The 15565-nt window shown below is 59.0% G+C and carries 15 protein-coding genes; 12 read left to right on the top strand and 3 right to left on the bottom strand.

Annotated features, from left to right (window positions below; translation table 11 throughout):
- Positions 1-72: 72 nt before the first annotated feature.
- On the top strand, positions 73-2430 hold the full coding sequence (locus TBK1r_RS18780; RefSeq protein WP_145213913.1) for a hypothetical protein: 2358 nt from the start codon (positions 73-75) through the stop codon (positions 2428-2430).
- 620 nt (positions 2431-3050) lie between these two features.
- Here the strand turns inward: TBK1r_RS18780 and TBK1r_RS18785 are convergent.
- Complete coding sequence (locus TBK1r_RS18785; protein WP_419580133.1) at positions 3051-4760, bottom strand: IS1182 family transposase; 1710 nt, start codon at positions 4758-4760, stop codon at positions 3051-3053.
- A 227-nt stretch (positions 4761-4987) separates the two neighbouring features.
- Here TBK1r_RS18785 and TBK1r_RS18790 point away from each other — a divergent pair, with 227 nt between their 5' ends.
- On the top strand, positions 4988-5389 hold the full coding sequence (locus TBK1r_RS18790) for a hypothetical protein (RefSeq protein WP_419580134.1): 402 nt from the start codon (positions 4988-4990) through the stop codon (positions 5387-5389).
- 442 nt (positions 5390-5831) lie between these two features.
- Here the strand turns inward: TBK1r_RS18790 and TBK1r_RS18795 are convergent, their stop codons facing one another.
- Positions 5832-6431 carry a hypothetical protein gene (locus tag TBK1r_RS18795; RefSeq protein ID WP_145213916.1) on the bottom strand — a complete coding sequence of 200 codons (600 nt, stop codon included), beginning with the start codon at positions 6429-6431 and terminating at the stop codon, positions 5832-5834.
- Positions 6432-6971: 540 nt separating this feature from the next.
- On the opposite strand from TBK1r_RS18795, the gene TBK1r_RS18805 reads away from it, so the two are divergent.
- The 10 genes from TBK1r_RS18805 (at position 6972) to TBK1r_RS18845 (ending at position 14482) form a co-directional block, all read left to right on the top strand.
- The gene (locus TBK1r_RS18805) at positions 6972-7565 is read left to right on the top strand and encodes an RNA polymerase sigma factor (RefSeq protein WP_145213922.1); all 594 of its coding nucleotides are present in this window, start codon (positions 6972-6974) and stop codon (positions 7563-7565) included.
- Between the two features lie 13 nt (positions 7566-7578).
- Entirely contained in the window at positions 7579-10779 is a 3201-nt protein-coding gene (locus TBK1r_RS18810; RefSeq protein WP_145213924.1) for a protein kinase domain-containing protein, read from the top strand.
- A 455-nt stretch (positions 10780-11234) separates the two neighbouring features.
- Positions 11235-11480 carry a hypothetical protein gene (locus TBK1r_RS18815; protein ID WP_145213927.1) on the top strand — a complete coding sequence of 82 codons (246 nt, stop codon included), beginning with the start codon at positions 11235-11237 and terminating at the stop codon, positions 11478-11480.
- Positions 11477-11653, top strand: coding sequence for a hypothetical protein (locus TBK1r_RS38670; RefSeq protein ID WP_419580135.1), 177 nt, complete (start codon positions 11477-11479; stop codon positions 11651-11653). The genes TBK1r_RS18815 and TBK1r_RS38670 overlap by 4 nt, the downstream gene beginning before the upstream one ends.
- Positions 11653-12069 carry a hypothetical protein gene (locus TBK1r_RS18820; RefSeq protein WP_145213930.1) on the top strand — a complete coding sequence of 139 codons (417 nt, stop codon included), beginning with the start codon at positions 11653-11655 and terminating at the stop codon, positions 12067-12069. Before TBK1r_RS38670 ends, TBK1r_RS18820 begins: the two co-directional genes overlap by 1 nt.
- The gene (locus TBK1r_RS18825) at positions 12056-12313 is read left to right on the top strand and encodes a hypothetical protein (protein WP_145213933.1); all 258 of its coding nucleotides are present in this window, start codon (positions 12056-12058) and stop codon (positions 12311-12313) included. Before TBK1r_RS18820 ends, TBK1r_RS18825 begins: the two co-directional genes overlap by 14 nt.
- Positions 12307-12660, top strand: a complete 354-nt coding sequence (locus tag TBK1r_RS18830) for a hypothetical protein (protein ID WP_145213936.1) — start codon at positions 12307-12309, stop codon at positions 12658-12660. Before TBK1r_RS18825 ends, TBK1r_RS18830 begins: the two co-directional genes overlap by 7 nt.
- Before the next feature lie 247 nt (positions 12661-12907).
- Entirely contained in the window at positions 12908-13921 is a 1014-nt protein-coding gene (locus tag TBK1r_RS18835) for a helix-turn-helix domain-containing protein (RefSeq protein ID WP_145213939.1), read from the top strand.
- Positions 13921-14244: a WYL domain-containing protein gene (locus TBK1r_RS18840; RefSeq protein ID WP_145213942.1), complete on the top strand. Its 324-nt coding sequence runs from the start codon at positions 13921-13923 to the stop codon at positions 14242-14244. Before TBK1r_RS18835 ends, TBK1r_RS18840 begins: the two co-directional genes overlap by 1 nt.
- Position 14245: 1 nt before the next feature.
- Positions 14246-14482 (top strand): hypothetical protein, encoded by a 237-nt coding sequence (locus TBK1r_RS18845; protein ID WP_145213945.1) that lies wholly within the window; start codon positions 14246-14248, stop codon positions 14480-14482.
- A gap of 29 nt (positions 14483-14511) precedes the next feature.
- On the opposite strand, the gene TBK1r_RS18850 is transcribed toward TBK1r_RS18845, so the two are convergent.
- The gene (locus tag TBK1r_RS18850) at positions 14512-15480 is read right to left on the bottom strand and encodes a hypothetical protein (RefSeq protein ID WP_145213948.1); all 969 of its coding nucleotides are present in this window, start codon (positions 15478-15480) and stop codon (positions 14512-14514) included.
- Positions 15481-15565 lie beyond the last annotated feature (85 nt).

Raw genomic sequence — 15565 nt, forward strand, 5'->3', positions numbered from 1 at the left:
GAAAACACGTCCTTGGGGGTACCCACTATACTCAGGGTGCACCACCCCCCCCACCCTCCAGAGGATCGAGCTATGAGACTGCAGCGTCAACGTGTCCGAAACCGTGCCCTCCGACCTGAGAACCTGGAGCCACGGATGGTGCTCAGTGCCAACCCGTTGATTGCGGGAGCGGCCGAATCCGGATTGCATGTGGTTCCCTTCGAAGTCAACGGGGGCGGTCCGGCGCCTGGCGGCATTCCGCTGTTCCCCGGAGTGTCGGCCGAACACTTTGCCACCGGACAGGCCACGCGGTTGGGCGAGTATTCCGGATCCGCGTCATTCGAAATCGTGGAATACGTCCCGCTTGCACCGACTGGCACGTTCAAAAGCGATGCCCCCTTCGAGTTCACCGCTTCCAACGGTGACAAGATCGTTTTCGACTACGGCGCCGAAGCCCCCGGCGTCTTCTCGATCACGCCGCAAGCCGACGGCAACATCGTCGTGGAGTTTGTCGCTGAGTTCACGCTCGTTCCCGGAGAGAGCACCGGGCGGTTCGCGAAATACACCGACGGCAGCTTCACCATGATCGCGGTGACCGAGCCGTTCTCGGGTGTGCCGCTGCCGACCGGGTTTACGGTTCCGTTCGACTACAGTTGGACCGGTGAAGGCAGCATCTCGTATCCCGTCGGTAGCGTATTTGAGGTGACGACACTCGCCGATGACGGGCCCGGATCGTTACGCGAAGCGATCGAAGAGGCGAACGACACCCCCGGGATCGACACCATCGAATTCGCCGAGGATGTCAGCGGCAAGATCGCCTTGGAAAGCCAGCTGGTCATCCAGGACGACCTCACGATCCTGGGTCCGGGCGCCCGTGAGCTGAAGGTCAGCGGCGAACACGACTCCCGAGTCTTTTCGATCGATCCCTACCCACTCGACGTTCCGTTCGGTGCACTACCCGATGTGCGGCCCGCGGTCGAGATCCATGACCTGACGATCGCAAACGGACTGGCCGGCGATGCACCCGGCATTCCGACCGCACTCGGATTCCCCGCATTCGCCTTCGGCGGAGGCATCTACAATCGTGGCGGCGATCTGGTCTTGGAATCGGTCAGCATGACGCACAACCAGGCCGGAATCGAATCCTCCCCGTTGGCCGCCGGCGGAGCCATCGCCAACGAGTTCGGCGGAACGATTTCCGTCAATGAAAGTTCCTTCGTCGGAAACCGTGCCGTCGCCATCAACGTCGCCGCCGGTGGCGCGATCACTCAAGACGTCGGTCCGACGCCCGACGGCACCGGCACCCGTTCGGCCGCGGCGGTGGTCACCGACAGCAAGTTCACCCGCAACGTCGCCGAAGCGATACAGAATGATCCCGAAGCCGCCGTGCCCTTCGAAGTCTTTGCGGGCTTCGGCATGGGAGGCGGGATCTTTAACTTGGCGAGCGACTTGTTCGTCCTTGACAGCAGTTTCAAACGGAACCAGGCGATCGGTGGCGAGGGAGTCGGTAACAACGCCGGCGGTCCGGGCGTCGGCGGTGCGATCTTCTCGGACGACTTCAGCCCCTTCGTCGTTCCCGAAGTCGCCGTGCCCGGTCAAGACGCGCGGGTGTTCGTCGAAGGCAGCGACTTTTCGAACAACCGTGCCCGCGGTGGTGCGGGAAGCGGTGAAGGTGACGGCGGAAACGGCTACGGTGGTGCCGTCGCGGCAAGCATCTCGTTCTTCCCCGATGCCGGTGAACTGACCGACAACGACTTCCGCCGCAACACCGCTCAAGGCGGACAAGGCGGCAGGCGCGGCGGTGACGGCGGAAGTGGGGTCGGCGGAGGCGTCGCGGCGCTCGCCGGCGCCAGCTTGCAGATCGACGCAGGCGTGTTCGTCGGCAACGCTGCCAAAGGTGGCAACGGTGGTCGCGGAGGTGATGGCGGCAACGGACTCGGCGGCGGCATCGGGCTGTCGCTGTTGGACACCTCCGTTGCGTCACCCTTCGAAGGGTTCCCATTCATCCCTGCGGCAAGCGTCAATGACACGTTGCTGTTGCGAAACCGTGCCGTCGGCGGCAACGGAGGACGCGGCGGCGACGGCGGCAACGGACTCGGCGGTGCGATCGGAAGTGAAGGCGGTGCGACGGCGCTCGTCGATGAAGCGATCGTGTTGTTCAACGCGGCCGTCGGCGGCAGGGGCCACGGCCGCTCTGGCGACGGAGGCGACGGGCTCGGCGGCGGCATTTACAACGGCGACGCCACGACGGTGCTGACCGGAAGCCAGATCCGACTCAACGCGGCTTGGGGAGGCCGTGGCGGACGCTTCTTCGGGCGTGGCGACGGACTCGGTGGCGGCATCTACAACGCCGAAGCCGGTTCGTTCAGCATCGACACCGAATCCCTCCGCAACACCCGCTGGAACATCCTCGACGACATCTTCGGAGACCTGGATCTACTGGAGGAATAACGACCGCGTCCAGCACCCGTTGACACGCAAACAAGGGCGTCCGCCGCGACGCCCTCGAACCGTCGGGCACGACTGCCGAACTATGCGCTAGCCGCACGGCGCTAGCCGCGGTTCCAAACGCCAAGTCTTGCATTAGCATCAGCCGCACGGCGCTAGCCGCGGTTCCAGCGCCAAGTCTTGCATTAGCATTAGCCGCACGGCGCTAGCCGCGGTTCCCAGCGCCAAGTCTTGCATTAGCATTAGCCGCACGGCGCTAGCCGCGGTTCCCAGCGCCAAGTCTTGCATTAGTATCAGCCGCACGGCGCTAGCCGCGGTTCCAGCGCCAAGTCTTGCATTAGCATCAGCCGCACGGCGCTAGCCGCGGTTCCCAGCGCCAAGTCTTGCATTAGCATTAGCCGCACGGCGCTAGCCGCGGTTCCCAGCGCCAAGTCTTGCATTAGTATTAGCCGCACGGCGCTAGCGGCCTGTCGATTTAGTTCCTGGGGACGGTTGATTCGATTTTGGTTCCGGACGAGGCTTTTATGGTGCTATGCGGGGCATCCAGAGTCGTTGGTAAGCGTGTTGACGGGATCGTGGCGTTCGCTTGTGGCGGATTTCGTTCGAAATGCCCCCTATCTCCCCTAGTTTGCTGTTCCGAGCGATTGTGTCGCCGCGGCGGCGCGCAGCTTCGCCAAGTAACTCATGATTTTCTTCAGATTGAATCCGGTCGCCGCCCAGCGCCATTCTTGATTCACACCTGCGATACCTCGAAGCAGGAATCGCCGCATATCAAGCGTGCTCTTGATCACGGCGAAAGGCGTTTCACCGAAATGCTGACGACGAGAGTAAGCCTCTTTGGCTGCAGGCGTTTCCATTCGCGCACGCTGCCGACGTCGCGCTCCTTCATGCTCATCATGCATCGTCTCGCGACCACGTGGCGGGCCAGGCTTGCGACCACGTCGCTTGCCCGCTCGCTTGTCCGACGAGGTCGCTTCGCTGGACTCCTGGGACGATGCCTCGCTGCTGCTTGCCTCGTCTTTTGGCTTCACGTTCTTGCGACAACGCCCAGCCAGCGTGCAGCCCTCGCATTCAAAACAGGTGTAAACCTTTCGCTGCACCGGAGAGCCGTCGCCATGCGTCGTGTTCTCGGTCGTCCGATGTGAAAGCACTTTGCCTGCCGGGCAGTAATAGCAGTCGTTCGCTTCGTCGTACACAAACGCTGCTTTGTCAAATCGTTTGGTTTGTGGATTAACCGGCAACTGATCAATCTGATCGGCGGCAACGGGCTCAGTCAAATCCGAACGCTCGGCAGGGTTGTTCTCGCGATTGGTTTCGGCAAGCGGGCCAATCAGTTCGATCTGTTTTTCCTCAGCCGCAGTGAGGTTTTTGCCCGTCGTGTAAGCCGAGTCAGCCATGACTCGCTTAATGTCAATTCCAAAGTCGTTGGCCACACAGTCGACGATGGTGGCAAATTCGTGGTGTTCGACGTTGCCGATCAAGACGTCCGCCGCAACGATCAGGCCGCTCTGCGTTTCGGTCGTCGCCATCGGAGTAAAGTTGGCTGCGTAACCACCCTCCTTATTGGGAAGAATGCGACTGTCCGTGTCAGTCTTGGGTAACTGGGCGGGGCCCTTCGTCCCATTTTTCCTGCGGACTTCGTCCATCGCATTGACCGTCTCCAGATGAGCGGCCAGTTGTGAGCGGCGTGACTTCAAGTTGGCGACGGCGGCGGGGAGGCGGTCCGCCGAAACGTCCTGGCCGATGAGATCTTCGTCGCATGCGTCGTTGACTTCGAAGGTTTCCAGGGCCTCATCAATTTGCGCGTCAAGTTCTTCGAGTGCTTTGGCTAATCGTTTGGCCGTCCAAGTCTTGTATTTGTTGGCGTCAGCCAGGATGCGTGTGCCGTCGATGCACAGTTCCGAGAGATTGGCGATCCCCAGGTTGATCGCCAGCTTGACCATTTGTTTGAAGATGCCTTTGACTGCATCACTATTGTTTCGGCGGAAGTCGCTGATCGTGCTGTGATCGATGCGGCGACCGCTGCTAAGCCAGATAAAATCGATCGAATGCTTGAGTTCGTATTCAATGTTCCGGCTGGATCGGATTCGCCGAATCATGGCAAACAGCAGGATCTTTGCCATTACGCTGGGATGGATCGGCGGCTGACCGAATCCGCCGTTGTAGGCCGCCTCCCAATCAGTCCAGTCCATCTGATCGAGAATCTCGTCGACCAAGCGAACGGGATGATCCTGAGGGATGAGTTCCTCCAGGGCGGTGGGAATGAGGACCAGTTGCCCGCGTGGTGTAGGAGCTTCCTGCCAATAGCTGGTCTTGGGTTGTCTCTGGCTCACTGGGCAAGCCTCCCTGCGTGAGAAGTGAATCGCGACGACGATCCGCCAAGAATAGCAAACATCGTGACGATGCCTACTAAGCCACCTCCCCTCGTTTTGTGGATACACTAAACCGACAGGCCGCTAGCCGCGGTTCCCACGAGTTACTGCAAGAACCGCGGCTAGCGCCGTGCGGCTGATGAAGGTGGCGTTCGGCGGAAGAGCTCTGTTCAAGCGAGACGAGATCCATGTCAACAGACGAACCGATTTCATTTTTCATCACCTGGACGGTTTATGGAACGTTCCTTCAAGGTGATTCGCGATGGTGGAATAAACGAACTCGTGGAGAACAAAAGCCGCAGCCCTTGCTCGAACAGTGGCATCGCGACCGCTTGAACCACAGCGTGATTCTGTTGACCGGGGCACATCGCGAAGCCGTTGAATTGGCGATTCAAGAGCATTGCGACCATCGTGTCTGGAGAAACTGGAGTTGTAATGCACGTTCCAATCACGTTCATGTTGTCGTCACGGCGGACGGATACTCGGGCCGAACCGTGCGTGATCAACTCAAGGCGAATGCCACACGAAAACTCCGGCAGTTGTCAGCGGAGTTCAGGGATCGGCCGGTCTGGTCTGTCGGAGGCGATTAAAAGTGCATCAACACCGAAGCAGGTTTGGAACAAGCCATCCGCTACGTCCAAGAAGCCCAAGACCAAAAACATCGCGACAAGCCCTAACCTCCGCAAACTAACTGCCAGCCGCCCGCACCAGTTCCGCAACACAATCAGCCGAAAGGGCGCTAGCCCCGGTTCTGCGAGTCCACACAACGTTACCAAGACAAAGCCCGACTTGGCGGTGTTACACGTTAGCCGGATGAATTATCGTCACTCGCGGCGGATCGATCACCTGGGCGCGAAAGCAAAGCGAAATAAAACGCCTCGGTACTCCACTGCGATTCAGATCCCTTCTCATCCATCCCGCCAACAAAACAAGCCGCAGGTCGCTACCACCCAATGTGATCATCAAGGCTACTCATTAGAGGCACAACGCCTATCACTTGACGGCCCGCTCCTTCCCCAACCATTGTGATTCTCAATCACGGCGACGGCGATTTCTGGCCAGCCCAAGGAATGCGGCGCATCCCCAAAGCATGAAAGACGAGGGTTCAGGAACTACTCCAGGAGGACTGCCAGAAGTCGATTGAACAACGAAGTCGATGCGATAGTCACCTCCGCCAGATTTTCCGTCGTTGTCCCACTCGTAGGACCCGGCCGGAAGCGGTGTGGGATCAATGAGCGGAAAGGGACTGGCTAGCGATCTCGCTGTGTCAGATAGATTAAAACTGACCGTTCCTGTAGCGGCACCGCGATTTAAGTTGAGATAGAATCCTCCATCGGGTACTTGAAAACGCATGAATGAGAGAGAATCTTCAAGGAAAGTAAATGTTCCGGATGCAAGCTGCGTACCCGAAGCAATTTCAAATTTGAAATCGTCAAAATCACTTCCGCTGTTATTTCCAAGAATCGTGTTCGTACCAACACTGAGGACCCCCAGGTCAAAAAAGCTACCGGTTGGCAAATCCCCGTCCACTGCCTCGTCATAGATGACACCCGCATCCAAGCGATCCACATTGAACGCCGTGGCAAAAAGAAGGGCAAGAGCTGAGTATCTTAGAATGGATCTGTTGAACATCGGTTTGAGTGTCCTCTTGTGGATTGCTTCGCGTACATAGAAAGGACTCAGGCCTGCTCGATGTTTCAACCTGCCGTGCAGATTTCATCTAGGCCACTACCTTCCATTCGTCTAAACGAAAACACACCCTCACCCACAACCACCTTTTCAGAAATCATCCGGCGAAGCATCGAAGCAATTGATCTCTCGCGCAGTGCGTGACACAGGACTCCGCGCTATTTCCCTCTTTCGCTCGAATTTTCCTGCCTCCATCTTCCTGCCCAAAACTTCCTCCCGCGAAGCGCCGGCGAAAGTTCTGCGCACCAACGCAGCAGGGAAAAGTAAAGTCATCAGCACGAATTTCTCGCTAACGAAAAAACACCCGCGAACCACAACTGCTTTTTTCGGTTTTCTCTCGATTAATCCATTCCGCCTCGCAGAAACCGCGAATGTGGTCGGTTTCCTGCGCGGAAGCTTGAATCCACCTGATCGGGGTGATATCGTCTGTTCAGTGAGGGGGCGTTCACTTCTTTGACGATTCAATTCGGGTGGCGCGAAATCATGAGTGGCACGGTTTCCTTTGAACGGCTGGCGGCGGAGGCTCGCGACGGGTGCGATGATGCACTCGGTGAATTGCTGCAGCGGCTGCGGCCTTACATGCTCAGCGTCGCCAACGACCTGGTCGACAGCCGCATTCGCCCCAAATGCAGCGGGTCGGATCTGGTTCAGGATGCGACCCTCCGCGCGACCACCCACCTTCGTCACTTCCAGGGGAAGAGCGAACGAGAATTGCTGCGGTGGATCGTGGCGATCCTGAAACACCGGATGGTCGACGTGCAGCGCGCCTACGTCACCTCGGCGAAACGAAACGTCGTCGCCGAACAACCGCTCGACGCTGCACCGACGCAGATGCTGGTCGCCGCGACCTCTGCGCCGCGCGAACGGCGGATGAGTCGGTTGATCGTTCACGTCAACCGGCTCGAAGAGTCCTCGCGCCGCATCGTTCTGCTGCACTATCGCGAGGGCCTTTCGTTTGCCGAGATCGGTCGACGACTCGGCGTTTCGCACGAAACGGTTCGCAAGCGATGGTATGTGGCGCTGCGAGAACTCGAGGCAATCCTGGCGGACGAGCTCGAGTATTGTGACGTAGACTAATCGGCGGTTCGGAATGACCCTTGATGATTCGACACAAGCGATACCGGAAGTGGGATTCGATTCCGAATCCTCGGTCCGCCGAGCTTTCGAGCGGCTCAGTGAAGCTTTTTCCGACGACGGTGATCGATCGTTCCCCTCGAGTTTCCGGGCCGTGCTGACCGGTTTCCAGGCCGACGGTGACGCCATCCGGCTCGGACGATTCACACTGGTCGAGTTGCTCGGCGAGGGAACCTTTGCGTCTGTTTATCGGGCGCGAGACGACTTACTCCAGCGCGACGTCGCGCTGAAGATCCCCAAGCCCGAAGTGCTGCTGTCCGAGCCGCGACTGAATCGCTTTCTTAATGAAGCCCGGATCCTGTCGCGGTTGCACCATCCCAACATCGTCCCCGTGCTGGATGCCAAGGCGGACAACTTCGAATTCTTCATCGCTCGGGAATACTGCGAGGGGCCGAATCTGGCCGAGTGGCTCGCCGGCCGGGACGAACCGATGGAGCCGCGGACGGCCGCCGAAATCGTGACCCGCCTGGCCAAGGCCGCCCAGCACGCCAACGATCAAGGCGTCTTGCACCGCGACATCAAACCGTCCAACGTCCTGTTGCAGCCACGCGAAGACGGTCACGGAGGGTTTCCCTACACGGTGCTGTTATCCGACTTCGGGCTCGCCAAAGTCTTCGATCAACAAGACGGAAACGGGACCGCGACGGGGACGATGGTCGGAACGCCGTGCTACATGGCTCCGGAACAAGCTCGCGGAAACGCCGAAGTCGATTCGTCGGCCGAAGTCTATTCGCTGGGCGTGACGCTGTATGAGCTGCTCACCAAGTCGGTGCCGCTGCGGTCAGACGACCACGTCGAATTCATGACGATGATCAGCCAGTCGGTTCCCGATTCGGTTCGAAAACGCAACCGGGAGGTACCGCGTGATCTGGAAGCGATCACGATGAAGTGTTTGGAAAAGACACCGGCGAAGCGATATGCGACCCCGTCGGATCTCGCGCTGGACCTCGAGAGATTCCTGCGGCACGAAGCGGTCACCGCGCGTCGTTCGGGGCCGGGGCGGACGCTCTGGCGATGGATCCGCTGTCATCCGACGCTTGCAACGCTTGCCGCGACGGTGCTGATTGCCGCTTCGATCGTTTACGCCACGCTGCTCAATCGTGATGCGCGGGTGACAGCGGTCAACGCCACGTTGAAAGAATCGTTGGTAAGGGCCGAAGCGAGTCGACGGTACGCCGAGCAGTTGGCGTACGCGTCGGACATGCGATTGGCCGGACGTGCGTTGGCCGACGGAGATGTCCGTCAACTCCGTCGCCTCGTCGAACGACATCGACCAGATCCCCATTCGGGCGAAACTCCGGGGTTTGAGTGGCAGGTGCTCAAGCGCGCCGCCGAGTTGGAGTGCCGGCAGATCAACGACAGCTTCGCTCCCGTGAATTGCGTTCGCTTTTCCAGCGACGGTCGATGGCTGGCGACCTGCGGCAATGATGGCTTCTTGCGGCTCTATGATGCGAAGACCCTCGACAACCATTCGACGCGGTTTGTCGGGTTCGGCGAGGTGGCGAGTCTTGCGTTCTCGCCCGACAGCGGGACGATCGCGACGGCGCATGCCGACGGTAGCGTTGTCATTCGTGCTTGCGACTCGGGTGAGCAGCTTAGGTTGATCGAAGCTCATCAGGGACAGACCAATACGATCTTGTTTTCACCCGACGGCGCGTCTTTATTTACCGGAGGAGCCGATGGGGTGATCCGGGTTTGGGATTCTGAAACGGGAGCGTGCCTGGGGGAACTCTTGGGACACCTCAAATCCGTCGACGAAATCGCGATCGGGGGAGACGGGCGATTGTTGGCATCGGTCAGCCGTGATCGCACGCTCCGTCTTTGGGAAGTGGGCGAGCGTGAAGCGATGGAGCAGCTTCAGGTCCTCGAATCGCCGTATCGCTTCACCAGTGTCGGCCTCTCGCCGGACGCAAGGTGGTTGAGCGTTGGAACGCTGCACGAAGGGACGCTCGTCTTCCCACCGACCGATCGCTCGGCGACGAGCGTGTCACCACATTTGGATCCGGTGGAGTCGGTGGCTTTCGATCCGACGGGACGCTGGGCGGCCGATGGCGATCGCGCCGGCGTGATCCGTTTTTGGCCGATCAATGGCTCGGCAACTCCGCCTTGGGCCGGTCACCCGATCACGCCGATCAGTTGGTGCGGTCATGGCGACAAAATCCGATCGATTTCGTTTTCATCCGATGGCGAGTTTCTCGCGACCGCGTCCAAAGACGGCGTCGTGAAGGTCTGGGCGATCAACGATGTGATCGAATCCAACGTCGCACCACTCGGTCGGGGATTCCGCATCGAAAAAATCTCACACCTCGATGACGCGACATTCGTGACCGCGGACGCCTCTGTGCCGGCGATCCTTCGCAAGTGGGATTATGCGACCAACAGCGAGTTGATGCATGTGACGGCGGCCGAGCGAGTCTTCTCGATGGGTGCCACGCGTGACGGCGGCAGTCTGTTCCTGGGGTACCTGTCGGGAAAGATCGATCAGCTCGATGCGAAGCGTCTGAAGACGCAACGGCGGATCGAATCGATCGACTCTCCGATCCTGGGACTCGTCGTTTCGGGAGGCGACGAGCTTCTCTGCGCGTGGACCGATCGGGGCTTGCACTGGTTCGATCTTCCGTCGCTCGAGCGGGTCGAAGGCTTGCCGGATCGGCGCTGCAACGCGGTCGCCATGTCGGACGACGGACGTTGGTTTGCTTTGGGAGCCAAGCCGGAAGACACGATCGAGATTTGGGATTTACGTCAGCGCGTGTTGGCACGCGTCTTGCCCTCGTCCGGAGGCTCTGTGAATGCGCTCTGTTTCGCGCCCGACCACAAGACACTCGCCGCCGCCGACGACTTGAGGGGCATCAAGTTATGGAATGTTGCGACGGGAAAGCGAGTGATGACACTTGAAGGCGAAACGGGGCGGCTCAATGATCTGGCTTTCTTCCCGGATCAGAAGCGACTGGTGAGTGTCGCCGTCAATCGCGCCATTCGCATTTGGCATCTGCCTACGGCAAGACAGTTGCTTGAGCTGCGTCCGCCGACGAATCACGCGATGGTTCCCGGAAACGTGGTGCTCGTTTCGCCGGATGGCAGGAAGGTGATCGTCTGTCTGACATCGCTTCGCGCCCATGTTTATGGAGCAGGCACTGGCAAGACAAAGTCACCTTGACCGGCGCCGTCGAAGCAAACAGAACCCGACGAGACGATGGAGTACCGAAGGAGGGACTCGAACCCTCACTCCCTTGCGGGAACTGGATTTTGAATCACTCTTGCCTCGGTAAGCCGTCAATCAGCCTCGGTGACCCTTCTAAAACCATTGGTTTTTGAGGTTTTGCTTCGGCGCTTTTGACCAAAAATCGAGTTTTGGTGACCAAAGTGGTGACCAAATAGGTGACCAAACTGGTGACCAAATTTGTGCCCTCGCATGAGCGATCGTGCGAGGGCTTTTTCGTGCGCTGGATTAACGATCGGCCAACGAAAAATCCAAATCATTTTCCTCGGCCAGCCACCGCCAGCCTGCCCCTAGCCTCGGTCAACCTGCTTCGTTTCATTCGAGCCGGTCACCGCTCTGGAACCTCGTTTTTTCCGCTCTAGAGTTCTGCCATGCGACGTGATTGATGTTCGATGTCAATCACAGATTTTGGCAACACGATAGGAGCGGTGGACATGGAAGCGTTTTCGATTTTGGATTTGGCGAAGCGGATGGGGCTGGTGCCGGCGCAGGTGATTCATTTGGCGCGGCGCGGGTATGTCGACATCGATCAGATGTGGGCCGTCAAACGCTTTGGGATCCATGCCATCGTTTCTCGCGATGCCGCGGTCGTGCTCTGCATCACGCTCGGATTCAACCCGATGAAGGTGATGGCATGATCGGTCTCGCACTGCTGCTCGGACTTGCCAGCGTTTGGATGGGATCCCTGATCGTGGTGCTGTTCGTGATCGGCCATGCACCGCGAATCAACGGCGATGAACAAGACACGACGGAGCGATCGCAGGATGCGCCGGGCACGGATGCCTTTTTCGAGCATTGGGGTGATTGGTGATGCGACGCGATCAGAAGTTTCGTGACCAGCCGTCGCTGTTTGGCGATCCGATTGCCGATGCGAATGGATCGTCGAACGGTCCGTGCCAATCGCCGGCGGCGGATGCGCGGGCTGTGGCATCGAACTTGGCTCGTGCGTCGCATCCGGCGACCAGCAAGCTGGCGGCCGACACGTTGATCTCCGCCGGCAAGTTTGCGACCGACGAAGCGGCGGCGATGGAGTTGGTGGAGGCGTATCCGGGACGGACGGGATACGAACTGGACAAGATCGACGGAACGAATGATCGCCGGATCAGCAAGCGATTGGGCGGACTGGCAAACAAGGGTTTACTCCGCCGCGGGAAGCGGCGGTTGTGTGGCGCGAAGGGATCGCAATGTGTGACCTGGTATGTGGTGGAAAACAATGATGGTGAATGAACTTCCCGATGCGATCACGAATCCGCAAACGCCGCGCGACCAACGCGGCGACCGGATCGATGACGGCAACTGGTACCGGCTGACGCAGCATCGAACCAAGCCGGTGAAGGTGCTGGTGCGGTTGGATCCCGATCAAGACATCTTGCTCTGCCAGCCGCTCGGCGGCGGATTGTGGCAGCGCATCGACCAAATGGATCCCCAAATCCGCTGGGAACGGCTGGAAGGAGACGAAGCACCATGTTAGAGCTCGCCGACCCACCGAAGACGCAACCCAAGAGCGAACCCAAGCCGTCATCCGACCAGCGAAGCGATGGCGACAACCGACGACTCGTGTTCGGCATCCACGCCGGCCTGGAAGAATCGGCCGGAGGATACATCGCGTTGATCGTCGTCACCGCATCGTCCAAGGAAGAAGCCCTGCACCGCGTCTCGATGAAAGAGCGCCGGGCCAACTTCCTGATCGCCGAGTACTTGGGGCTGGAAGGCACCGACGAACTCGCCCGCGCCGAAGACGAATGGGCCAGCGCCATGCTCGAACAACACCTCTTCCGCCACGGCGGCAGCATCGCTCTCGGTAACGTCGAGAAGTAACCCTCCTCCCAGGAGGGTCGAGCGAAGCGAGGGGAGAACTATGGAAGTTTGAAGTCAGAAGTGTGAAGAGTGAAACCAACCGATTGACATCAGCCGCGACACGTAAGGGTCCGGGCCATCCCAACTCAATCCCACTCAGGCAACTCAGTACTCATCAACCCCAAATTCAGACTAACTCAGGCAAAAAAACAGGCCAACTCATACCAACTCATACCAACTCAGGCAAATCACCACCACCACCAAACCCGTGCCACCTCCACCCCATCAACCCGAATTCGACTTCGACCGAGGCGACCGCCTGGCGTTGTTGGACGCGTTGCCGCTTGCATCGGGCAGCGTCCACGACGGCCGGGCATCGGTCCGCGTCAGCGGCGCGACGGCCAAGAGCGTCTTGCGCGCGATCGAAGCCCACGGTCGAACGACGGGCCAATGCTGGGCATCGGCAACCACGATCGGCGCGGAGATCAACCGATCCGAGCGCACGGTCCGCCGCGCGATCGGCTACCTCGAGTCGATCGAGATGTTGATCATCGACCGCGCCGCCGGCAAATCCCCACGCTGCCGAATCAACTGGGGCGAAATCAGTCTCAAGACAAGTTCCAAGTCTCAAGTTCCAACTTCCAAGTCAAACAACTCCGACACGCATCACCCCACAAACCAACAACTTGAAACTCGGAACCTGAAACCTGAAACTCCTTCCCCGAACCCCGGACTTTCGTCCGCGGACCCCGGACAGTTTGACAACGACCCCGGACACTCTGACAGGAACCCCGGACACAATGTCCGACGAAGCGTAAGGAAGCGTAAAAGAAACCTTCCCCCTCCTTCCCCCAAATCGTCCGACGGGCCTCGTCGGAGCGAAGACGTCGCGGCACCCCAGGCGTCGTGGGGGGAGGTGGAGGCGGTTTTGTGTGGATTGTTGGGAGACTGGACCCGCGCCCTGCGGGACGCCCAGCGAAACGGAGTCGGACCTCGACACGTTCTCGATCTGGTCGGCCATTTTCACTGCCTCGGCTCCCGTGTGACCGCTGGAGCCCTCTACTGGCGACTGCGCCGCGCCCATCCGTCGCTACCGCCATCAGACGGCTGGCCGGTCGAGACACCCAAAGCCCCGCCGCCGCGGGCGCAGACAGCCAACGACGTCTTCATGCGGGTCGTCCGTCCCCGCCGGCGAGCCGGCCTAAGCGACGACCAAATCCGTCCCGAGCTCGAGCGAGCCCTCGTCGCCGCCGGTTTCGCCCCCGACGCGGAGAGAATCTGATGGGCAAAGTTGCAAGTAGCGAGCGACGAGATGCGAGCAAAACCAAACGACCTCTGACGACCAGACAGAAGTTGTCGCTGGCGATGCAAGACCCCGATCGCTGGGCGTGCCGCATCATCTACCAAGATCGCGACGGCAAACGGACCAAGCGCCTCATCAGCCCCATCCGCTGGATCGCAAAAAAACAAAACCTGCTGGCCCTCTGCATCAACCGCGAAGAGCCGCGGCACTTCACGATCACCGGCATCCAGTCCGTCGAACTCGTTGACGCATCCGATGTCCTGATGGGTGGTTCTACCGTCGCCGAAGCAGAGCCGATCTAACATGCTTGAAACCCACCGCATCGATCTGCAAATCGTGGAAGCAATCGAGTCACTTCGCGGCGGCGGAACGGTCGCCGAGATTCACCGGCGCATCAACGAACAATCTCAAGAAACGCTCTCGATCGATGCTGTAAAGCGGCATCTGCCAGGCTTGGTTCGGCTTGGCAGAGTTCGCGGAATTAAAGCGTTCTCCGATGAACGACTGGTGACCATTTGGGACACCAATGATAGATCGTAGGCATCTACGATTGGCCGTACAGGACCAGGCTATCTCCGTTGAAGGTATCGTTGCTGTAGCTCGATTCCCCTGGGGCTGAGAACATTTGTGTTGGCTGGTGCGAGTGGTGGTAGAGATAATCCAGACTTCATACCCATTGGGAGCTGGTAGGTGTTCATGATCTCACCAGTTTCGGTAACGACTCGACTTTGGGGGACAACTTCGGTTCTAACCTCATGAGCAGTCTCCTTTGTTGATGGTTGCCCGTCTGCCGAAAAGTACTTTGTAACATTGACCGTTGATTCGGGAGGATCGCTGGGAGTTGGAGGGGCAGCCGCCGCATCATTGAAAGCAAAATCGAGAACGACGAGTGTCAGCTTGGTAAGCTCCCTTTGCCCGCCGGGTAGTAGCCATACGTACGTACCGCAATGACTTCCCACTTTGCAGCACATGCTGTTTTTACGTTTCGGCGGTTTGGAGCCACAGCCAAACCATTTACATTGCTGGAAACATGCAGGAGTTGTCCTTCCAGTTCGTTGCGTGAATTCACCAATGGACTCACCCGCTACCGTTCCTGTGTAAAACTGCCGGAGAAGCAGGTCATTGTCGGGGCAGCCATCTTCTATTGTTGCACATCCAGCGTTCAGGAGTACCTGCTGGTATGCCGCACGCATAAGTTCAAGCCTACGTGCATCATAAACCGGCGTGAGTGTCCATGACTCCGACATTCCTCGTCCGCCCGCACTTGCAAGGCCAGCTCCTGTAAACGTATTCGACGAAAAACTGAGACTGCCATCCGCGCCAAGGCTATCGGAAACATCGGTTCCGCCCTGGTTGGGAAATGCGAAGAATGGAAGCGCACCGGGATCACTGGCAAACATTGCCAGATTATCCAGTACCTGTTGTTCATAGATGTCAGTCAACGTCTCTGATTGGCGTATCGTGTTCTTGCGAAGTTGAACGTGAGTGCAGCCACACATAAGAAACAACGTTAGGACAGCAACAAAGCGAACCGGCATTTCATACTCCCTAAGAGAGGCCTATTGGTTTCCTGATTTCATGGGTTGTATCGGCAAGAAACGCCGCCCGTCCTACTGGAGCACT

Origin of the sequence: Stieleria magnilauensis (genome assembly GCA_007753675.1) — a bacterium.
GTDB classification, from domain to species: Bacteria; Planctomycetota; Planctomycetia; order Pirellulales; family Pirellulaceae; genus Stieleria; species Stieleria magnilauensis.